The following is a 19,438-nucleotide window of genomic DNA, read 5'->3' as shown; positions in this document are numbered from 1 at the left end:
GCGTCCCGAACGGCAGGGCGGCCACTCCTCGGAAGCCACCCACCGGCAAGGAGCCATCAGCCACACCCTGCCGTCGCGGGCGTCCGGAACACCACATCCCGAACATCAACAACCTTACGGAGGAGCCGTGAGCACTGCAGCGCCCGCAGCAGCGTCCAGCACAGCACCGAGCAACCGGCCCGCGCGCGACGAGCCGGTCGCCGTCGTCGATCTCGCGCTGGCGTGCCTCGCCGGCCACGACCGCCCTGACCTCACCGCACGCCTGCAGGCCGCCCGTGCCCGCCTGCTCGACGAGCACGTGCGCGTGCTCGTCGTCGGCGAGTTCAAGAAGGGCAAGTCCATGCTGGTCAACGGGCTGGTCGGGGCGCCGGTCTGCCCGACGTTCGACGACGTCGCGACGGCCGTGACCACCGTGGTACGGCACGCGGACGCCGTCTCCCTGACGCTCGTGCGGATCACCGGCACGGGTGAGGAGCGCCGCGTCGAGCGGGTCACCGCACCGGCCGAGGAGCTCGCCGACCACGTCACCGAGCAGGGCAACCCCGGCAACCGGGCCGGCTGGAGCCACGTCGAGATCGCGGTGCCGCGACCGCTGCTGGCCGGTGGGCTGGAGCTGGTCGACACCCCGGGGGTCGGCGGGCTGACCTCGGTGCACGGCGCCGCGACCACCGCCGCGCTGCCCAGCGCCGACGCCGTGCTGCTGATCTCCGACGCCTCCCAGGAGTACACCGCGCCGGAGCTGGAGTTCCTCGGCCACGCGGCGTCGGTGTGCCCGAACGTCGCGTGCGTGCTGACGAAGAACGACCTCTACCCGGAGTGGGAGCGCATCGCGGAGCTGGACCGCGCCCACCTCGCCGACGCCGGGATCTCCGCGGAGCTGTACGCCGTGTCCTCCACGCTGCGCTGGCACGCGGTGCTCCACGGCGACCAGGAGGCGAACCAGGAGTCCGGCTTCCCCGCGCTGGTCGGCTACCTGCGCAACCGGGTCCTCGGCCAGGCCGACCGCATCGCGCGGCGCTCGACCGTGCACGACGTCCTCGCCGTCACCGACCAGCTCGCGGGCATGCTGCGCGCGGAGCTCGCCGCGGTCCGCGACCCCGACGCCGTGAAGGACCTCGTGGCCGAGCTGGCCGCGGCGCAGGAGCGGGCGACGGCGCTCAAGGAGCGCTCGGCGCGCTGGCAGACCACGCTGAACGACGGCATCGCCGACCTCAACGCCGACATCGACTACGACCTGCGCGACCGCATGCGCGACATCACCCGCGCCGCCGAGGAGGAGATCGACGGCGGTGGCGACCCGACGAAGGTGTGGGACCAGATCACCGCGTGGGTCGAGCAGGAGGTGACGTCGGCGGCGTCGGCGAACTTCGTGTGGTCGACGCAGCGGGCGCGCGCCCTCGCGGCCCGGGTGGCCGAGCACTTCGCGGGCGAGCGCGAGCCGCTGATGCCCGTGCTGCGCCAGGACGAGTCGGACGCGCTGCGTTCGGTCCGGGCGATCTCGGTGCGCGCCTCCGACCCGTGGACGGCCGGGCAGAAGGCGCTCACCGGGCTGCGCGGCGGCTACTCGGCGATGGTGATGTTCGGGATGCTCAGCACGTTCGTCGGGTTCGCCTCCGTGATCAACCCGCTGAGCGTCGGCGCGGCCCTGTTCATGAGCGGGAAGGCGGTCGGTGACGAGCGCAAGCGCCTGGTCACCAAGCGCCGCAACGACGCCAAGACCGCGATCCGCCGCCACGTCGACGACGTGACGTTCCAGCTCACCGCCGACACCCGCACCCGCCTGCGCGGCATCCAGCGCGAGCTGCGCGACCACTTCACCGAGCAGGCCGACCAGCTCAAGCGCTCGCTCGCCGAGTCGCAGCAGTCCGCCGACCGGGCGCTACGGGCGTCGAAGGCCGAGCGCGAGGCGCGGATCCCGGTGCTCACCGCGGAGCTGGAGAAGGTCGAGAAGGCCCGCCGGGCGGCGCGCGCCCTGCTTCCCGGGACCGGGTCGTGAGCGGGCTGACCGCGGCGGCCCGCCACGTCCTGCAGCTCGCCGCGGCGACCCACGCCGACGACCCCGCGACCACCGCCTGGCTGCGCGGGCAGCTCGCCCGCCTCGACGAACCGCTGCGGGTGGCGATCGCGGGCAAGGTCAAGGCGGGCAAGTCGACGCTGCTGAACGCGCTGGTCGGCGAGCAGGTCGCGCCGACCGACGCCGGCGAGTGCACGAAGGTCGTCACCTGGTACCGCGACGGGCCCGTCCCGCGGATCGTGCTGGAGCCGCGTTCGGGCCCGCCGCAGCCGCTCGCGGTCGTCCGCCGCGACGGCGCGCTCGTCGTCGATCTCGGCGGCACGCCCGCCGAGCGGGTCGAGCGGCTCGTCGTCGACTGGCCCTCCCGCGGGCTGCGGGCGAGCACGCTGATCGACACGCCGGGGATCTCGTCGCTGTCGTCGGAGGTGTCGCACCGCACCGTCGCGTTCCTCGACCCCGACGACGAGTCCCCCACCGAGGCGGACGCCGTCGTCTACCTGATGCGCCACCTGCACTCCGCCGACGCGGACTTCCTCGAGTCCTTCCGCGACCGCGGGGTGGCGCGGGCGACCGCGGTGAACACCGTGGCGGTGCTGTCGCGCGCCGACGAGGTCGGCGGCGGCCGGGTGGACGCGCTGTTCTCCGCCCGCTCGATCGCCGCTCGCTACCGGGCCGACCCGGCGGTGCGCGGCCTCGCCCAGGACGTCGTCGCGGTCGCGGGCCTGCTCGCCGAGACCGCCCGCACCCTGCGCCTGGACGACTTCTCGGCGCTGGCCGAGCTCGCCCGCACCCCGCGCGAGCAGCTGGACGGCGAGCTGCTGTCGGTCAGCCGGTTCCTGCGCGCCGATCCGGACGTCCGCGGCCCCCTCGTGCGGCGGTTCGGGATCTTCGGCGTGCGGCTGTCGGCGACGCTGATCCGCCAGGGCTGCCGCTCGCCCGCGGCGCTGTCGACCGAGCTCCTGGCCCGCAGCGGCCTCGACGACCTGCGGCGCGTCCTGCACACCCGGTTCACCGAGCGCCGCGAGCTGCTCAAGGCCCGATCCGCGCTGCTCGCGGTGGAGAGCCTGCTGCACGCGGGCGGCCCGGTGACGGGACGGCGGGCCGCGCTCGCCGCGGAGATCGAGCGGATCCTCGCGGGCGCCCACGAGTTCACCGAGCTGCGCACGCTCGGTGCGCTGCGCAGCGGGACGACCGGCTTGCCCCGGCCGGTCGCGGAGGAGGCCGAGCGGCTCCTCGGCGACGCCGGGTCCGCCCCCGCCGTCCGGCTCGGGCTCGCGCCCGACGCCCCGCCGCACGAGCTGCGCCGGGCCGGCTTCGCCGCGCTGGACCGGTGGCGGCGCCACGCAGTGGACCCGATGCTCGCCCATCCTGCGACCGAGACGTCGCGGGTGGTCGTGCGCAGCTGCGAGGGCATCCTCGCGACGCTGCACCCGCGCTGAGGCCTCAGGCGGCCTCGGCGTCGGCGGGCGCGTCCGTCCGGACCGGGTGCCTGCGCGAGAGCGCGACGAGCACGAAGCCCACGATCGGCAGCAGGATGTCGAGGTAGAGCACGAACCCGGCGTTGCCCGGGCTGAAGTTGCCCTCCTGCACGATCTGGATGATGTGCCCCACGCCGGCACCCCAGAGGAACGCCGCCGGGCCGAGCACGGCCGCGAAGCGGACGGCGGCGTCGCGGCGCAGCGCGTAGGAGCCGACGAGCCCGAACCCCAGGCTCGCCATCCCCACCTCGATCTCGAACGGGCTGGGTTCCCAGCCGATCAGCGGCGCGGCCAGGTGGCCGAAGAACGTGTGCACCACGAAGTTGCACAGGAACGCCAGGGCGATGCAGAACAGCAGGTACTGCCGCAACGCGATCTCGATGATCCGGCCACGGTCGCGCGGCCGCGGCAGGGCCAGCACCATGACGATGGCCACCACCAGGCCGATCAGCGGGAGGATCAGGAAGTAGGCGAGCGCGAGACGGACCAGGTCGTTCATGATCGGCAACCTCTCCGGGCGGGACGACGGGGCGACCGTAGGAGCGGTGCCCGATCCCAGACATCCGCCGCGTGCCTGCGCAGACATCCGCCGGTGGGGCGGGCGCGTAGTACGGTTCGCGGATGGTCCGGCCGGGCACCGGAGGCGCAACCGAAGAGCCCCCGGCCGCCCGCCCCGAGGTCGAGCACCGGTTGCGCACCGCGGTCGAGGCCGTCCTGGACCACCCGCAGCACGGTGGCGTGTCGGTGCTGCTGGAGGGCCCGCCGGGCATCGGCAAGAGCTTCCTGTGCCGCGCGCTCACGGCGGACGCCGCCGCGGCGGGGGCCACGGTGCGCACGGCCCGCGGCACCCCGGGGACCACGCGGGACGGGTTCGCCGTCGTCGAGGAGCTCGCCGGGCCGGCCCGCGCCGGCACGGACCCTGGCGAGGAGGCCTTCGCCCAGGTGGACGAGTGGTGCGCGGCCGGGCCGGTGCTGTGCTGGGTCGACGACGCCCACCAGGCCGACGCGGCGTCGCTCGCCGTCCTGCGCCGGCTCGTGTGGGCGGCCCGCGACCTCCCGCTCGTCGTGCTGGTCGCGGCCCGCGGGTACCCGGCCCGCGAGCCCCTGGAACTGCTCGCCGACCAGGTCACGCACCGGCTGTGCCTGCCCCCGATGACCGCGGGCGCCGTCGCCGACCTGGCGCGCGAGCGCACCGGGCGCGATCCCGGGCCGGTGCTGCGCGAGCAGCTGGCCACGGCGGGCGGGAACCCGCTGCTCGTCGCGGAGACGCTCGCCGCGCTCGACGCACGCGGCCGGCTGGACCGCGCCGTCCCCGGCGTGGTCGAGCTGATCGGCGGCGTCGAACCGGTGGACGGGCTCGACGCCGCGGTCCGCGAGCACCTGGCCGGGCTCGACGAGCCGGTCACCGAGATCCTCACCGCGCTTGCCGTCCTCGGCGGGGCGGCGGCCGAACACGACGTCGCCGAGCTGCTCTACGTGTCGGTGCCCGCCCTGCAGCCCGCGATCGAACGGGGGACGCGCGCGGGCCTGCTCGTCCGGCCGGCCCCCGGTCGGCTCGACGCAGGCCACGACGCCTACCGCGACGCCGCCTACGCCGCCCTGGACCCGGCGCGCCGGCCCGCCGCCCACCGCAGGGCGGCCGAGGTGCTGCGCGCCCGCGGGGCCGGGCCGGGCGCGGTGGCGGAGCAGTTGGTGGCGGCGGCCCGCCAGGCGCCCGATCCGGGTGCGGCGCAGGCCCTGCGGACGGCCGCGGAGCAGGCCGCGACGTTCGCCCCGGCCGTCGCGGCCGAGCTGCTCGCGGACCTCGACATCGTCGCGGACGGTGCCGTTGCTGCTGCCGAGCGGGACCGGATCGCCGTCGAGCGCGCCGATGCGCTCTTCGTCTCCGGGCAGCACCGCCGCGCCGAGGAGCTGGCGCAGGCGCACCTCGCGACCACCCGGGACCGCCGAGCCGCCGCCGAGCTGAACGCCGTGCTGATCCGCTCGCAGCTCAACCGGGGTGATTCCGCCGCCGCGCTGCGGACGATCGACGGCCTGCTCGCCGCCGCGGGCCTGCGCTCACCCGTGCGCCACCGGCTGGAGTCGCTGCGCTGCTGGACGCTCGTGCTGGCCGGGCGCCACCGCGAGGGCGCCCGGCTGGGCCGCACGCTGCTCGCCGAGCTCGTCGCCGAGGACGACCGGGACACCCAGGCGGGCCTGCTCGCCACGCTGGGCTGCGCGGAGTTCCTCGACGGCCGCGCGGACCGCGCCATCGCCCTGATGCACCGCCAGGCCGCACTGCGGCTCACCGACGAGGGCGTGCAGGCGCGCATCAGCACGCTCGTCTGGCCGCCGCTGTTCGAGCTGTACGGCCGCGACCTCGCCGCGGCCCGGGCCGCGGCGACGGCGTCCCGGCGGGCCGCGCAGGCTCTCGGAGCCCGATGGGTCGATCCGTACCGGCACTTCATCGCCGGCGAGCTCGACCTGTGGGCCGGTGAGTGGGACGACGCCGCGGCCGAGCTCGCCACCGGCCTGGAGCAGGCCGAGGAGTCCGGGTCCGGCTGGATCTCCAGCGCCGTCGCCACGCTCGCCTACATCGACGCGCACCGCGGGCGCGTCCGGTGGGCCGCGCAGCGGCTGCAGGCCCTCACCGACCGGCGGACCGTGCTGCAGTTCGGGATGGACGAGCCCGGTCTCGCCGCGCTCGCGGTGCTGGAGGTGACCGGGGCGCTGCCCGAGGCGGTGCCGCGGGCCGCCACGCTCTGGGCCGCCGCCCCGGACACCGGGCCTGCGTGGATGCTGCGGCTGGCCCCCGACCTCGTCCGGATCGCGGCCACCGGCGGTGATCCCGCGCTGGGCCGGCGCATCGCCGCCGACCTGCGGGCTCTCGACGTGGCCGGTTGCCCGCTGCTCGCACCGGCCCGCGATCTCGCCGAGGGGACGTGCGCGGGTGACGTGGACCGGATCGACGCCGCCGCACGCGCCGCACGCGCCCGTGGCAACGCCCTGCTCGCCGCCTTCGCCGACGAGGAGGCGGCCTGTGCGGCCGCGGCGACGGGGCGGCTCGGGCCGGCCCGCGACCGCATGGAGCGGGCGGCGGGCACCTACGAGGCGATGGGTGCCGCCGCCGACCGCGACCGGCTCCTCGGCCGGACGCGCACGCTCGGCCTGCGCCGCGGCCCCAGGGAACGCCACCGCGCGGCGTCGTTCGGCCCGGCCAGCCTCACGACGACCGAGCAGCGGGTCGCCGCGCTGATCCGGGACGGCCTCACCAACCCGCAGATCGCCGCGCGGCTGTGGCTGTCCCCGCGCACCGTGCAGACGCACGTGTCGCACATCCTCGCGAAGCTCGGGGTCCGGTCCCGCGCGGAGATCGCCGACGCCGCAGGTGCGCACGCGGACCGGTAGCTGTGAGGCGAATACGGCGGTTGCACCGTGTACCGGTACACAGACGCCGCGCCCGGCACGGCTCAGCATGGGACACCCGGACCCATGAGGGGGAACCATGGACGTCCACACACGCGAGACCGATCACGGTGCCCATCCGGCCGCCGATCACGCCGCGACCGCGGCCGAACGCGCCTGGCTCGCCGGTGACGTCGTCACCGCGATCGCCGCGGCCGACCGCGCGCTCGGCGCGGGCACCGATCCGGGCTCGCGCGCCGCGGGCGTCGCGGCCGCTGCCGCGGCCGCCGACGGGGCGCTGCGCGACGCAGCCGCCCGGTGGCGTGCGGTCGCGGCGACGCAGGACGGGACACCCGCGGTGGAGGCCCTGGGGCGCGCGGCCCTCGCCGCCGCCCTGGCGGGCGACGTCGTCGCGGCGTCCGGCGACGTCGAGCAGGCCTGCGGGCGGATGCCCGATCCGGCGCCCCGCGGGCTGGGCGTGCTGGTCGCGGGTGCCGCCGCCACGCTCGACGCGCTGCGCGGGGACGTCACCGGCGCGGCCCGGACCCTGACCGGGCTCGCCGCGGCGACCGTCCCGCCCGATCCGCTCGCCGCCGAGAGCTGGGACGAGCTGGCCGCCGTCGTGGTCGCGGCAGCCGGCCAGGAGGCCACCGCGCGGGCGATGCTCGCGGCCGTACCCGGCGAGCCGACGGTGCGCAGGCGCCTGCTCACGGCCTGGACGGACCTGCGCGGCGCCCGCCTCCGGGAGGCCCACGAGGGGCTCGCCGCCGCCCGGGCCACCCCGGTGCTCCGCCGCAACGCCGTGCTCGCCGCCGCCGTCGGGACGGGGCTGGCGCGCCGCGCCGCCACCACCCCCGAGGGGGCGGCCACCCTGGCCGCGACCTGGCACCGGGCCGCGGCGGTGGTCGCCGGGGCGGACGTCGAACCGCTGCTGATCGACGTGTGGGGCGAGCTCTCGGTGGCCGCCGCGCACGTCTCCCCCACCGACCGCGACAGCCTCACCGAGGCGATCGCCACCGCCGTCGCCCGGGCGGGCCACCCGCCGTGGCTGGTCGCGGCGGACGCCTGGTGGCGGGTGGAGCGGGCCGTGGTCACGCGGGACCGGGCCGCGGCGGACGACGCGGCGGCGGTGCTCACCGCGCTCGCGGACCGCTCCGTCGCCGACCGATCACCCGAAGGCGGACGGACCCCGGCCCACGCGCCGGACCGGTTCGCGCTGCTCGCCGGCGCGGCCACCGCCTGGACCGCGGTCCTCGCCGCCCGGCCGGACGCAGGGACGGTCGTCGCGGTCGCGGACCGGCTGACCGGCGCGGGGCGCCGCGTCGAGGCCTCCGCGCTGTGTGCCGCCGCCGCCGAGGTGAGCACGGACCCCGCCGCCGTCCGCGCGCTGCTCGGAACCGGCCGGGAGCTGCGCACGTCCGGCGGGACCGCCACGGGGCTGCTCTCCGAGCGGGAGCAGGAGGTCGGCGCGCTGGTCGTCGACGGGCTCACGCAGAAGGAGATCGGGGCGCGCCTCTACATCTCGCCGAAGACGGTGGAGCAGCACGTCGCGCGGCTGCGCCGCAAGCTCAGCGCCCGCAACCGCGCCGAGCTCGTCGCCGCCCTGCGCACCCACCTGCCCGCCTGACCCGGACCCGGCGGCTCCGGGCTCGCGGTCACCGCACCGCCTGCGCGACCTCCACATCGGTCAGCACGACCCGCCCCACCCGGGCGCAGCGGGCGGCGAGTCCCACCTCGATCCGGCGCCACGCGTCGGTCGACAGCGCCAGGCTCCGCGAGATCCGGGAGCGCGCCGTCACGCCGTGCCAGGCCAGAAGCACCGTCCCGCCCGGCCGCACCACCCGGCACAGCTCGTCCAGGCCTGCGTCGAGATCCGGCCAGATCGCGACGTTGTTCACCGAGACGGCGTGGTCCACCGAGGCGTCCGGCAGCCGCGTCTCCGCCGCCGTGCCCAGCCGCAGCTCCGCCTGACCGACGCGCCGCGCCGCGAGCTCGGCCATCTCGGCCGACGGGTCCACGCCGACGAGGACGGGCCGCTCGGGGCGCTGCGCCAGCGCCGCGAGCAGCGTCCCCGGCCCGTACCCGACCTCGAGCACCGTGTCCCGCGGCCGCAACGCCAGCAGTGCGGCGACCTCCCCGGACGTGCGCCCGCCCACGACCGCCATGAACCGCCCCGCCAGCCGGCCGCGCAGCCCGCGCGGACGCGCGAAGGGGTTGTCGAGCGATCGGTTCAGGGCCCACGAGGTCTCCTCCATCACCCCACCGTGCTGCCGCGACCCCGATCCGCGCCAGCCCGGGAGGCGTGTGACCCGTCGGTCACATCGGATCTCCCCCGGCTCCCGCCGCCGTAGGGTGGGTTCGGCCCTCAGAGGAAAGGATCGACGATGCCCGAAGCCGTGATCGTCGCAGCCGCCCGTTCCCCCATCGGCCGGGCGTTCAAGGGGTCGCTGGCCGGGATACGGCCCGACGACCTCACCGCGCAGATCGTCCGAGCCGCCCTGGACCAGGTACCGCAGCTCGACGTCGGCGAGATCGACGACCTCATGCTCGGCTGCGGCCTGCCCGGCGGCGAGCAGGGCTTCAACATGGCCCGCGTGGTGGCCGTGCTGCTGGGCCAGGACCGGCTGCCCGGCACCACCATCACCCGGTACTGCTCGTCCTCGCTGCAGACCACCCGCATGGCGCTGCACGCAATCAAGGCGGGCGAGGGCGACGTGTTCGTCTCGGCGGGCGTGGAGGCCGTCTCCCGCTACGCCAAGGGCAACTCCGACTCCCTGCCCGACACCCAGAACTCCGTCTTCGGTCCCGCGGGCGAGCGCACCGCGGCGCGGGCGGGCGGCGCGGACTCCTGGAGCGACCCGCGCGAGGCCGGCGACCTGCCCGACATCTACATCGCGATGGGCCAGACCGCGGAGAACCTCGCCCTGGCCAAGGACGTCACCCGCGAGGACATGGACCGGTTCGGGGTCCGCTCGCAGAACCTCGCCGAGAAGTCGATCGCGGACGGCTTCTTCGCCCGCGAGATCACCCCCGTCACCCTGCCCGACGGCACCGTCGTCGAGCAGGACGACGGGCCGCGCCCCGGCGTCACGTACGAGGCGGTGTCGCAGCTCAAGCCGGTGTTCCGGCCGGACGGGCGGGTGACGGCTGGCAACTGCTGCCCGCTCAACGACGGCGCCGCCGCGCTCGTCGTGATGTCGGACCGCAAGGCCGCCGAGCTCGGTATCACGCCGCTGGCCCGGGTCGTCTCCACCGGAGTGACCGGGCTCTCCCCGGAGATCATGGGGTACGGCCCGGTGGAGGCCTCGGCGCAGGCGCTCGCCCGCGCCGGGATGACGATCGGCGACGTCGACCTCGTGGAGATCAACGAGGCGTTCGCGGCCCAGGTCATCCCGTCCGCACGCGACCTGGGCATCGACCCGTTCGGCGACACGCTCAACGTCCACGGCGGCGCGATCGCGCTGGGCCACCCGTTCGGGATGACGGGCGCCCGGATCGCCTGCACACTGATCAACGGGCTGCGCACCCGCGACGCGCAGATCGGGCTGGAGACGATGTGCGTCGGGGGCGGGCAGGGGATGGCGATGGTGCTCGAGCGGCTGAGCTGATCCCGGCACGCGCGACGGCCCGGCACCCCCTGGGGGGTGCCGGGCCGTCGGCGTCGGGTGCGGCTATTCCTGGCGCAGATAGCTCAGCAGCCGCAGGATCTCGATGTAGAGCCAGACCAGGGTGGTCATGAGGCCGAAGGCGATGTACCAGGCGAACCTCGCGGGAGCGCCGGCCCGGACGGCCTGGTCGGCCGCGTCGAAGTCGAGCAGCAGGCTGAACGCCGCGACGCCGATGACGACGAGGCTGAAGATGATCGCCAGCGCGCCGCCGTCACGCAGCCCGGTGTTGATCCCGAACAGGCTCATCACCAGGTTGAACAGCATCAGGACGACCACGCCGATCATGGCGCCGATCAGCCACTTGGTGAACCTCGGCGTGACCTTCACGGCGCCGGTCTTGTAGACGATCAGCATCCCGAAGAAGACGCCCGCGGTGCCGACGACAGCCTGGAAGGCGATACCGGGGAACTGGGCGTTGAGCAGGCCGCTGATGCCGCCGAGGGCGACACCCATGCAGACCGAGTACAGCAGCACCATCGGCGCCTTCGCCAGGTGCTGCTTGAAGATCAGCACGAGCGACACGATGAACCCGACGATGAACGCCGGGAGCGCGAGCACGTAGAGGCCACTGACCGCGGTGAGTACGCCCGCGACGAGCGCGGCGCCCGCGGTGATCGCGGTCTTCTGGACGATGTCGTCGATCGTGATCGGACGCTCGCCGACGTCGGCGCGACCGTAGCCGGCCTGCGAGGACTGCACGTCCGTGTAGGCCGCTGCCCCGCCCATCATGCCGGCCTGGCGGTCGAATCCGGCGTATCCGCCCTGCGTGGTCGGCAGGCTGCGGAACGCCGGGTTGCTGCTGGTGCGCACCTGGCTCCTCCTCGGTAAGACATCCACCCGTTCGAACGCGGAACCAGCCACGGACGTTCCCGCGTTTGCCCAGACTTTACCTAGATATGGGATCCGGGGGCAGGCGCCCCACCGTAGCGCGGCCCGGCACGGCGACGCCCCCGCCGGGGGCACGGCGGGGGCGTCGTCCCATCACGATCCACGACCGCTCCCGGGATCGTCCGCGGGAACGGCCGGACCGTGATCGGTGCCGGTGCCGGACTCGGCGACCGGCGGATCCGGAGCCGGCGGGCAGGGCGCCCACCGGGAGGTCACCGGGGCCCGCGGGCACGGGCGGCAGCGGTGCGGCGCCCGGGTCCGCGGGCACGGGCGGCAGCGGCGCGGCGCCCGGGTCCACCGGCGCTGCAGGCAGCGGCGCGCCCGCAGGGCCGCCTGCGGGCGGCGCGGGGTCGGCGGCCGGGGTCGCCGGGGCGTCCGGCAGCACAACGGTGTCCTCGCCCATCGGCTCCAGCGCCGGGCTGCGGTCGCTCTCCGCCCCGACCCGCACGATCCGGGCCACGGACGGCACGGCCACCGACGGGTCGCGGTCCGAACCCTGGTTGACGATCAGGTAGTAGTAGCCGGGCGGGGCGGCGTTGCCGTCGGCCGGGACGTCGACCGAGATCGCGTTCGGCCCCGTCTGGGCGAAGTCCAGCTCGAGCGTGCGGGTGTCGTTGTCCATCACGTGCTGCGTCGACGGCATCCGCATCAGGACGACCTTGGTGATCTCCGGGGCGTCCCGCGTGATCAGGGAGACGTTCTCCCCCCAGGCGAGCCCCGACTGCACGGCGTCGATGTGCGGGCGGGTGCCGCGGTACAGGTACGGCGGGTTGAACAGCTCGAACGACGGGTCGCCCGCCGTTCCGGCGACGACGTGCGGCACCGCGTCGGCTGCGGGCAGCCCGGGGCCCACCGGCGCGTGCCCGCCGACGAGCACCTGCCCGTTGGGCAGCAGCACGGCGGTGTTGCGGTAGGTGCGGGCGTGCTCGGTGCTCGCGAGCCCGACGAAGCGGTTGCTCGCGGGGTCGTAGAGCTCGGCTTCGCGGACCGGCAGGCCGACCCCGGGGGTGATCGCCTCGTCGTTGCGCGCGCCGCTGGTCAGGAGGACCTCACCGGTGGGCAGGGCCGTGGCCTGCGAGAACCAGCGGGCGTTGCGGAGCTCGGGGCCGGCGAGGTTGGCGACCGTGCCGTTGCGGTCGATCGTGGTGAGGTCCGTCGTCGGGACCGCCGCGTAGCTCCCCGGCGAGGTCAGCAGGGTGCCGCCGGCGCGCAGGATCGTCATCGAGTCGTACGGCGCCTTCATCGGCAGCACCACCGACGCGGGCGAGCTGCGCGGGATCGTGATGCCCTTCTCGGTCCACTTCCCGGTCGCGACGTCGAGCGTGCCCTGGTTGACCCACAGGGCCTCGTCGGGCGACTGGCCGAACGGCGCGTACATCTGCCCGTCGCCGGTGTAGAAGATGCTGCCGTCCGGGGCGAGGTACACGCGCGCGTTGGGCGGGAGCGACCGGCCGCCCGGCAGGCCCGGCGCCGCCTCCGGGTCGAGAGCGGTCCACGTGCCCGCGGCGGGGTCGAAGACGTCGGTGCTGCGGACCGGCAGCGTCACGGGGCCGCCGCCGATCGGGGACCCGGCGCCCGAGAGCACCGCGACCTTCCCGTCGGCCAGCGTGACCGCCGAGGCGTGCGCCCGCCCCGACAGCATCGAGCCGGCGGCCTCCCAGGCGCCGGAGCCCTCGGCCGCCGTCGGGTCGAAGACCCGCGCGTCCCGGGGGCCGCCCGCGAGCGCACCGGCGTCCGGGGCGGGGACGGGCGCCGCGCCGCCTGCCGGGGCGGGCAGCGGCCCGTCGGCGGTGCGCGCGGCGACGGGTGCGGCGAGGGCGTCCCCGCCACCGACCACGAGCTGGCGGCCGTCGGCGAGCTGCACGACGTCGCCGTCGAACCCGGCACCGGCAGCTGGGCCGAACGTGACGCCGGCGCCGGTGATCGTCAGCAGCCGGGGCTCGCCGGAGGCGCCCCCGTAGAGGACCCGCCCGTCGGGCAGGACGGCCACGGCGGTGGCGGGCGAGCCCCCGCCCGCGAGGCCGGCGTCGACGAACGGGGCCGACCAGGATCCGACGGCCAGCGGCGACGGGACGTCCGCCGCGAGCGCCTGCTGGGTTCCGGCGACCGCGAGCCCGGCGACGACCGCGGCCGAGACGCCCACCGCCAGCAGCCTCCCGGGCATGCGAGAAGGGCCTGCGTGCATGCCCGGCTAACGGCCGGGACACGGCGAAGGATGCGGCAACCGCGGGCGGGTCATACGAACGGGTCCCGGCACGGGCGAGGCCCGCGACCACTGGTGGTCGCGGGCCTCGTGGACGCCGGACGCCCGGATCGTCACGCCCGGCCCGATCAGACCCCCCGGCCCGACGGCGGTACCGGGTAGGGATCGACGACGATACCGGTGACCGGCGCCGAAGTGGGCCGGGTGACGGGCGGGTCGGCCTCCTCACGGCGCACGTGGGCGGTCTCACGGCGCACGTGGGCGGTGTCCTGCGCTGCGGCACGGGCCTCGTCCTCACGAAGGCCCTTCATCTCCCCCTTGAACACGCGCGCGGACTGACCCACCGAGCGGGCCATCTCGGGGAGCTTCTTCACTCCGAACAACAGCACGATGATCCCAGCGATGATCAACCATTCCCAGGTGCCAGGCATCCGGGCTCCTCCTCGTCGACGGTGATGACGGTGATGGCGTCGGGCCGCGACGACTGCTGCAGCCCGCCACGCGCCGTACGCTCGGCATCTCTCGTGAAGGAACAACGGACGGAGGAGCACGAGGATGTGGGCGTTCCTCTCGGCGCGGCTGCGGATGTGGCTGCTGCTGGCGCTCGCGGCACCACTCCTGGCCTGGCTCCTCGGCCTGATCGGGGACGCCGTCGAGGCCCGCCGCGGCGCGAACGGCCTGAGCCGTGGCCTCCAGTGGGCGCGATCCTGGCTGCGCCACCGGTCCCGCGGGCCGTGGGCGCGCCGCGCTGCCGATCCCACCGGGCCGATCGACCCGGGCATGCCCGCGCGGTAGCGCGGTGAGCACGCCCGTTCCGGACCCCCCGGGGCGACCGCGCGCGGAGTGATCGACGTGACCCGCCCGGCGCTATGCGACCCGCGACGATCTCCCTAGCCTCGAACCGGTGCGAGGGGTGGGGAAGCGCCGGGTCCCGGTCGAGCACCGGTTTCTCGGGCTGGACCGGCGGACGTTCCCGCTCGCGGGGGCGGCGCTGGCCGTGTGGCTGCTGTGGGCGGTGATCGTGCCGGCGATCGACGACGCCGTGCCGTGGCGGGACACCGTGCACCCGGGCGACGTCCTGCAGCTCACCGACACCGTGACGATGGTCCCCGTACCGGGCTGGGGCCTGCAGAGCGGGCTGCGCACCACGGACCGCACGCGCAGCGGCACCACCTCCGAGGACGTCGTCCTCACGACGGACGGCGTCAGCTTCCGTGTCACGTCCGGGCCGTGGACGGGCACACCCGGCGAGCTCCTGCGGCAGAGCACGCGGATCGTGGCCGCCGAGTTCGGCGGCGGCACGCTGGAGCCGACCGGCGGTTCGACCACGATCCTGACCCGGCAGGGCGCCGTCGGCGTGCTGGAGGACTTCGCCACCCCCGTCGCGGACGGGCTGATCGCCGCGCTGGTGTACGAGCAGGACGGGCTGCAGATCATCGCGGCCGGCGCGCCGGCCCAGCTGGCATCGCACGCCGCGGAGATCGACGCGATGATCACGAGCATCCGCGACGAGCGGGGCGGTTCGTGAGGGCCGTCGAGCGGCCACCTGTCGAGCGGCCGGACGCGGAGCGGGACGCACGCCACGCCGCCATCGCCACGTCCGGCTGGGGTGCGCACTTCCATTTCGTCCAGCCACGCAACGCGTGCTTCTGGGTGTACCTGGCGCTGGTCGGTGCGGGGATCTGGTCGGCCGTCACGCTGACGGCGCCGACGGCGCGGATCTTCGCGGTCGCGAACATCACCGCGGTGCTCACCAGCAGCCTGTTCGCGGCGGCGTTCGTGCTGTTCCTGCACCGGTCGGACCGCTGGGAGCGCACCCCGGCCCGCCTCGCCGTCGCCGCGTTCCTCGTCGGCGGGTTCGGCGCCGCGTTCGCCATGGCGCTGCCGGGCAACGCGGCGGTGATGTCGCTGTACACGAAGGTCTTCGGGCAGGCGTTCGCCGCGGACTGGCAGGCCGGGCTCACCGCGCCGATCGTCGAAGAGTCCTCGAAGGGGGTCGCGTTCCTGCTGGTCATGGGCCTGGCACCGGTCGTGGTCCGCACGCTGTACGACGGGCTGATCGTCGGCGCGTACACCGGGCTCGGCTTCCAGGTGCTCGAGGACGTGCTCTACGGGCAGAACTCCGCAGCGGCCCACTTCGGCGCGGACCAGGCGCAGAGCGTGCTGAGCACCTTCGTGCTGCGCTCCCTCACCGGGGTCGCCTCGCACGCCCTGTACACGGCGCTGTTCGCGGCGGGCCTGATCTACCTGATCGGGACGGTCGCGCAGCCGCGCCGGCTCGGGCGGGGGACGGCGCTCGTCGTCGCCCCGGTGGTCCTGCACGGGGTGTGGGACTCGCTCGGCGCGCTCGCCGGCGGCACGGCCTGGGCCACCGTCCTGATGGTCGTCGTGACGGTGGTGTCGCTGGTCCTGGTCGGCGTCACGCTGCGGCTCGGCGGCGCCCGCGAGCGCGGGTTCCTGCGTGCGGTCCTCCAGCCGGAGGTCAGCGCCGGCACGATCACCGCCGCCGAGCTGGACGCGCTGGCCGGTCACCGCCGCGAGCGCCGCGCCGCCGTCCGCGGGCGTGCGCCGGGCATCAGCAGCCGCCGCGAGAAGCACATCCTGCAGGCCGCGCGGGACCTCGCGCACGACCTCTGCGAGTCCGGCGGGGAGGACTCGCCCGCGGTGGCGCACTCGCGCTCGGAGATCGCGCGGCTTCGGCGACGCTGAGCGCGGGGTCCGGGCCGCGCACCGGCGACGGTCAGCAGCCCGGGTCGACGCGCGTCGCCTCCGGGGCGTCGGCCTTCACCGTGTAGACCTCCCACGGCTCGGCACCCGGCCCGTGCACCCACACCTTGTCCTGCAGGGCGTAGCAGCAGGTGGTGTCGTTCTCCACGTCGGTGGCGAGGCCGAGTGACGCGAGCCGCCCGGTGGCGGCGTCGACCTCGGCGGTGCTGCCGACCTCCACGCCGAGGTGGTCGAGCACGGTCGGCAGGCCCGCCTCGCCCTCGATCAGCACGAGCTTGAGCGGTGGTTCGGCGATCGCGAAGTTCGCGTAGCCGGGACGGCGTTTGGCCGGCTCGACCCCGAACAGCGACCGGTAGAACCCGATCGAGGCCTCCAGATCGGACACCCGCAACGCGAGCTGCACCCGCGACATCGTCCACCTCCTGAATCGACGCTCATCGATGCAACTCAGGATGGTCTCCTGTATCGATAGCTGTCAATATAGAGAGATGTCGATGCAAGACTCCTGCTGCCCGCCACTGATCCGTGAGCCCCTGTCGCCACGGCAGGCGGCGGAGCTCGCGGCGGTGTTCAAGGCCCTGGGCGACCCGGTCCGGCTGCGGCTGCTGTCGCTGATCGCCTCCCACGACGGGGGCGAGGTGTGCGTCTGCGAGCTGACCGGGGTCTTCGAGCTGAGCCAGCCGACGATCTCCCACCACTTGAAGGTCCTGCGGGAGACCGGGCTGATCGCCGGGGAGCGGCGCGGGACGTGGGTGTACTACCGCCTCGTCATGGACCGCCTCGAGCGGGCAGGCGCGCTGCTCGCGCCCGCCGGGGCCACGGCGTGACCGCCACCGCCACCGCGGGGATCCGGGCCGCGCCGGGCCTGGACCTCGAGTCGGGTCGAGATCGTACGGTTCGCCCATGACCACCGACCGCAGGACCGCTCCGGCGGCCGACCCCGTCGATCTCGGCCGGCAAGGCTTCGGCGCGATGCGCCTGCGGCCGAACGGCTCCGCGGACCCCGACCGGGACCCGTCCCGCATCGTCGACGCCGTCCTCGACGGCGGCGTCCGGATGATCGACACCGCCGATGCGTACCGGAACGAGGAGCTCGTCGGCCGGGCGATCGCGCACCGCCGCGAGGAGGTCGTCCTCGCCAGCAAGTTCGGCCTCGTCTGGCACGGCGCGGTCGCCGGTGGTTTCGACGTCCGCGCCGACGCCGGCTACGTGCGCCAGGCGTGCGACGCGAGCCTGCGGCGGCTGCGGGTCGAGCGGATCGACCTCTACTACCTGCATCACCGCAGCGACACGGTGCCCGTCGAGGAGACCGTCCACGCCATGGCGGGCCTGCTCGCCGAGGGCAAGATCGGCGCGATCGGCTTGTCGAACGTCACGGCGGAGGACCTGCGGCGCGCGCACGCCGTCCACCCGGTGGCGGCGCTGCAGGAGCAGTGGTCGCTCTCCGATCGCGCCGTCGAGAGCACGCTGGTCCGGACCGCGGCCGAACTCGGCGTTCCGATCGTCGCCCACTCACCGACCGGTCACGGAGCGTTGCACGGCGCGGCAGGCGACGACGATCACCGGGAAGGGACAGCGGTCCTGCGTGAGATCGCCGCCGCCCGCGCGGCGTCCGTCGGCCAGATCGCCCTCGCGTGGGTGCACGGCCGGGGTCCGGCGCACGGCGTCGAGGTCGTACCCCTTCCCGGCACGACGCGGGTGAGCCACGCCCGGTCCAACGTCGCCGCGGCGGCGATCCGCCTGACCGATGCGGAGCTGGCGCGCCTCACCGACGTATGGTCGCCGAACGCGCCATGAGGCGCACGCGGAGACCCGTCGGCGTGCATCTGCTCGCGCCGGACGTCGTCACCGCCTGGTTTGCTGCCGCCCCAAGGGATTCGGTCACGCTCACCACCGGAGCGTCGAGGGGTCGGGAGCGCCGGGCACCGCCGCGCCCTCGCCTCCGCGACCTCCGCGCCGGTCCGCCCGGGGTCGCGGGCCGGTGCGTTTTCGTGCGCGGGACGCGCGACCGCAGTAGGGTCGCGATCATTCCGACATCTCGCGGAGGCCAACGATGCTCTTCCATCTCGACTTCCACGTGGAGTACGGCGCAACCATGAGCCAGCAGGACCTCTTCGCCATCTGGTCCCGCGAGGCCGACGCTGCGCTCGGCGCCAAGAAGGCGGGCGTCGTGGTGGACCTCTGGAAGTGCGTCGGCGAGCGGCGCGTGATCGCCGTCGTCGACGTCGACAGCCACGACACCCTCGACGAGATCCTGCTGACTCTCCCGATCATGGTCGACATGGGTCAGTTCGTCGACGTGAAGGTCACGGCGCTGCGTCGCTACGAGGACTTCGCCTCCAACGTGAACCGCCTGCTCCAGGGCAGCTGACACCCCGCCCGGGCCGACGCCGCTCCCGGGCCCGCGTTCAGCCGGTGAGACCGCGCCCGAGCCGCCGCTCGTGAAGTTCGATGTCCTGTGGACCGCGGTCGATCTGGGTGCGGCCGGTGTCGGTCCAGCCGTGGCGGTGGTAGAAGCGCAGGGCGCGCTGGTTGCCGTCGAGGACCCAGAGTCCGGCGTGGGTGAAGCCGTGGGTGACGAGGCGGTCGAGCACGGCGGCGTGCAGCGGCTCGCCGATGCCACGGCCCCAGTGATCCGGATCGAGGTAGAGCGCGTACAGGTCGCCCAGCGTCGCATCGGCGCGGTCGCCGGGATCGAGGGGCGGGCCGGCCGAGGCGAAGCCGACGATCCGCCGCGCGGCGACCGCCACGACGGCGCTCGTCCGTGGCGGCAGTGCGGCGAGCCGGTCGGACCAGAGCCGTTCGTGGTCCGGCACCGACAGGCCCGCGAGGACCTCGTCGGGCATCAGGCCCCGGTAGGCGGCGCGCCAGGATGCGACCTGCACGGTCGCGAGGGACCGGGCGTCGGCCGGCGCCGCGTCCCTGATATCGACCATGTGCCGATGCTGGCACGTGCGCCACGAGGCGCTGTCTGTTCCGAACGGAGGTGGAAGGACTCCGTCTGCGACCTGTCGCAGTGGGTCGTTGAAGCTGAGGGCAGCCTGATCCGGGAGGTGCCGGAGTCGGGTGGGAAGCA

At 75.1% G+C, this 19,438-nt stretch carries 18 protein-coding genes; 11 read left to right on the top strand and 7 right to left on the bottom strand.

Annotated features, from left to right (window positions below):
• Positions 1-127 precede the first annotated feature (127 nt).
• A complete protein-coding gene (locus AB7J25_RS25000) occupies positions 128-1,996 on the top strand; it encodes a dynamin family protein (protein ID WP_428512760.1) in 1,869 nt (622 codons plus the stop codon).
• Positions 1,993-3,453 carry a dynamin family protein gene (locus AB7J25_RS24995; protein ID WP_428512758.1) on the top strand — a complete coding sequence of 487 codons (1,461 nt, stop codon included), beginning with the start codon at positions 1,993-1,995 and terminating at the stop codon, positions 3,451-3,453. The genes AB7J25_RS25000 and AB7J25_RS24995 overlap by 4 nt, the downstream gene beginning before the upstream one ends.
• A gap of 4 nt (positions 3,454-3,457) precedes the next feature.
• On the opposite strand, the gene AB7J25_RS24990 is transcribed toward AB7J25_RS24995, so the two are convergent.
• A complete protein-coding gene (locus tag AB7J25_RS24990; RefSeq protein ID WP_428512756.1) occupies positions 3,458-3,991 on the bottom strand; it encodes a DUF6790 family protein in 534 nt (177 codons plus the stop codon).
• 122 nt (positions 3,992-4,113) lie between these two features.
• On the opposite strand from AB7J25_RS24990, the gene AB7J25_RS24985 reads away from it, so the two are divergent.
• Entirely contained in the window at positions 4,114-6,879 is a 2,766-nt protein-coding gene (locus tag AB7J25_RS24985; RefSeq protein ID WP_428512754.1) for a LuxR C-terminal-related transcriptional regulator, read from the top strand.
• A 97-nt stretch (positions 6,880-6,976) separates the two neighbouring features.
• On the top strand, positions 6,977-8,503 hold the full coding sequence (locus AB7J25_RS24980; protein ID WP_428512752.1) for a LuxR C-terminal-related transcriptional regulator: 1,527 nt from the start codon (positions 6,977-6,979) through the stop codon (positions 8,501-8,503).
• A gap of 28 nt (positions 8,504-8,531) precedes the next feature.
• On the opposite strand, the gene AB7J25_RS24975 is transcribed toward AB7J25_RS24980, so the two are convergent.
• A complete protein-coding gene (locus AB7J25_RS24975) occupies positions 8,532-9,131 on the bottom strand; it encodes a class I SAM-dependent methyltransferase (protein ID WP_428512750.1) in 600 nt (199 codons plus the stop codon).
• Positions 9,132-9,260: 129 nt separating this feature from the next.
• On the opposite strand from AB7J25_RS24975, the gene AB7J25_RS24970 reads away from it, so the two are divergent.
• Positions 9,261-10,484 carry an acetyl-CoA C-acetyltransferase gene (locus AB7J25_RS24970; RefSeq protein WP_428512748.1) on the top strand — a complete coding sequence of 408 codons (1,224 nt, stop codon included), beginning with the start codon at positions 9,261-9,263 and terminating at the stop codon, positions 10,482-10,484.
• 63 nt (positions 10,485-10,547) lie between these two features.
• On the opposite strand, the gene AB7J25_RS24965 is transcribed toward AB7J25_RS24970, so the two are convergent.
• The 3 genes from AB7J25_RS24965 to tatA form a co-directional block, all read right to left on the bottom strand.
• Positions 10,548-11,354 carry a Bax inhibitor-1/YccA family protein gene (locus AB7J25_RS24965; RefSeq protein ID WP_428512746.1) on the bottom strand — a complete coding sequence of 269 codons (807 nt, stop codon included), beginning with the start codon at positions 11,352-11,354 and terminating at the stop codon, positions 10,548-10,550.
• Between the two features lie 76 nt (positions 11,355-11,430).
• Entirely contained in the window at positions 11,431-13,596 is a 2,166-nt protein-coding gene (locus AB7J25_RS24960; protein ID WP_428512744.1) for a galactose oxidase-like domain-containing protein, read from the bottom strand.
• Between the two features lie 167 nt (positions 13,597-13,763).
• Entirely contained in the window at positions 13,764-14,066 is a 303-nt protein-coding gene (gene tatA, locus AB7J25_RS24955) for a Sec-independent protein translocase subunit TatA (RefSeq protein ID WP_428512742.1), read from the bottom strand.
• 124 nt (positions 14,067-14,190) lie between these two features.
• Between tatA and AB7J25_RS24950 the strand changes: the two genes are divergently transcribed.
• The 3 genes from AB7J25_RS24950 (at position 14,191) to AB7J25_RS24940 (ending at position 16,344) form a co-directional block, all read left to right on the top strand.
• Complete coding sequence (locus AB7J25_RS24950) at positions 14,191-14,430, top strand: hypothetical protein (RefSeq protein WP_428512741.1); 240 nt, start codon at positions 14,191-14,193, stop codon at positions 14,428-14,430.
• Between the two features lie 109 nt (positions 14,431-14,539).
• Complete coding sequence (locus AB7J25_RS24945; RefSeq protein WP_428512739.1) at positions 14,540-15,163, top strand: hypothetical protein; 624 nt, start codon at positions 14,540-14,542, stop codon at positions 15,161-15,163.
• Positions 15,160-16,344, top strand: coding sequence for a PrsW family intramembrane metalloprotease (locus AB7J25_RS24940; RefSeq protein ID WP_428512737.1), 1,185 nt, complete (start codon positions 15,160-15,162; stop codon positions 16,342-16,344). Before AB7J25_RS24945 ends, AB7J25_RS24940 begins: the two co-directional genes overlap by 4 nt.
• Before the next feature lie 31 nt (positions 16,345-16,375).
• Here the strand turns inward: AB7J25_RS24940 and AB7J25_RS24935 are convergent, their stop codons facing one another.
• Positions 16,376-16,774 (bottom strand): ArsI/CadI family heavy metal resistance metalloenzyme, encoded by a 399-nt coding sequence (locus AB7J25_RS24935; protein ID WP_428512735.1) that lies wholly within the window; start codon positions 16,772-16,774, stop codon positions 16,376-16,378.
• 76 nt (positions 16,775-16,850) lie between these two features.
• On the opposite strand from AB7J25_RS24935, the gene AB7J25_RS24930 reads away from it, so the two are divergent.
• From AB7J25_RS24930 to AB7J25_RS24920, 3 genes are all read left to right on the top strand, one after another.
• A complete protein-coding gene (locus tag AB7J25_RS24930; RefSeq protein WP_428512733.1) occupies positions 16,851-17,189 on the top strand; it encodes an ArsR/SmtB family transcription factor in 339 nt (112 codons plus the stop codon).
• A 76-nt stretch (positions 17,190-17,265) separates the two neighbouring features.
• A complete protein-coding gene (locus AB7J25_RS24925; protein WP_428512731.1) occupies positions 17,266-18,159 on the top strand; it encodes an aldo/keto reductase in 894 nt (297 codons plus the stop codon).
• A 256-nt stretch (positions 18,160-18,415) separates the two neighbouring features.
• Entirely contained in the window at positions 18,416-18,733 is a 318-nt protein-coding gene (locus AB7J25_RS24920) for a muconolactone Delta-isomerase (RefSeq protein ID WP_428512729.1), read from the top strand.
• A gap of 37 nt (positions 18,734-18,770) precedes the next feature.
• Here AB7J25_RS24920 and AB7J25_RS24915 read toward each other — a convergent pair whose 3' ends face one another.
• Positions 18,771-19,298 (bottom strand): N-acetyltransferase family protein, encoded by a 528-nt coding sequence (locus AB7J25_RS24915; protein WP_428512727.1) that lies wholly within the window; start codon positions 19,296-19,298, stop codon positions 18,771-18,773.
• Between the last annotated feature and the right edge of the window lie 140 nt (positions 19,299-19,438).

The organism is Pseudonocardia sp., from assembly GCF_050246655.1.
Lineage (GTDB): Bacteria > Actinomycetota > Actinomycetes > Mycobacteriales > Pseudonocardiaceae > Pseudonocardia.
Note: the sequence above shows the minus strand (reverse complement) of the source record. Positions and strands in the feature narration are given on the sequence as shown.

Coding starts and splice junctions, on each gene's coding strand:
- AB7J25_RS24990 (WP_428512756.1), bottom strand. CDS start 3,991: ATGAACGACCTGGTCCGTCTCGCGCTCGCCTACTTCCTGATCCTCCCG.
- AB7J25_RS24985 (WP_428512754.1), top strand. CDS start 4,114: ATGGTCCGGCCGGGCACCGGAGGCGCAACCGAAGAGCCCCCGGCCGCC.
- AB7J25_RS24980 (WP_428512752.1), top strand. CDS start 6,977: ATGGACGTCCACACACGCGAGACCGATCACGGTGCCCATCCGGCCGCC.
- AB7J25_RS24975 (WP_428512750.1), bottom strand. CDS start 9,131: ATGGAGGAGACCTCGTGGGCCCTGAACCGATCGCTCGACAACCCCTTC.
- AB7J25_RS24970 (WP_428512748.1), top strand. CDS start 9,261: ATGCCCGAAGCCGTGATCGTCGCAGCCGCCCGTTCCCCCATCGGCCGG.
- AB7J25_RS24960 (WP_428512744.1), bottom strand. CDS start 13,596: ATGCCCGGGAGGCTGCTGGCGGTGGGCGTCTCGGCCGCGGTCGTCGCC.
- tatA (WP_428512742.1), bottom strand. CDS start 14,066: ATGCCTGGCACCTGGGAATGGTTGATCATCGCTGGGATCATCGTGCTG.
- AB7J25_RS24950 (WP_428512741.1), top strand. CDS start 14,191: ATGTGGGCGTTCCTCTCGGCGCGGCTGCGGATGTGGCTGCTGCTGGCG.
- AB7J25_RS24935 (WP_428512735.1), bottom strand. CDS start 16,774: ATGTCGCGGGTGCAGCTCGCGTTGCGGGTGTCCGATCTGGAGGCCTCG.
- AB7J25_RS24930 (WP_428512733.1), top strand. CDS start 16,851: ATGTCGATGCAAGACTCCTGCTGCCCGCCACTGATCCGTGAGCCCCTG.
- AB7J25_RS24925 (WP_428512731.1), top strand. CDS start 17,266: ATGACCACCGACCGCAGGACCGCTCCGGCGGCCGACCCCGTCGATCTC.
- AB7J25_RS24920 (WP_428512729.1), top strand. CDS start 18,416: ATGCTCTTCCATCTCGACTTCCACGTGGAGTACGGCGCAACCATGAGC.
- AB7J25_RS24915 (WP_428512727.1), bottom strand. CDS start 19,298: ATGGTCGATATCAGGGACGCGGCGCCGGCCGACGCCCGGTCCCTCGCG.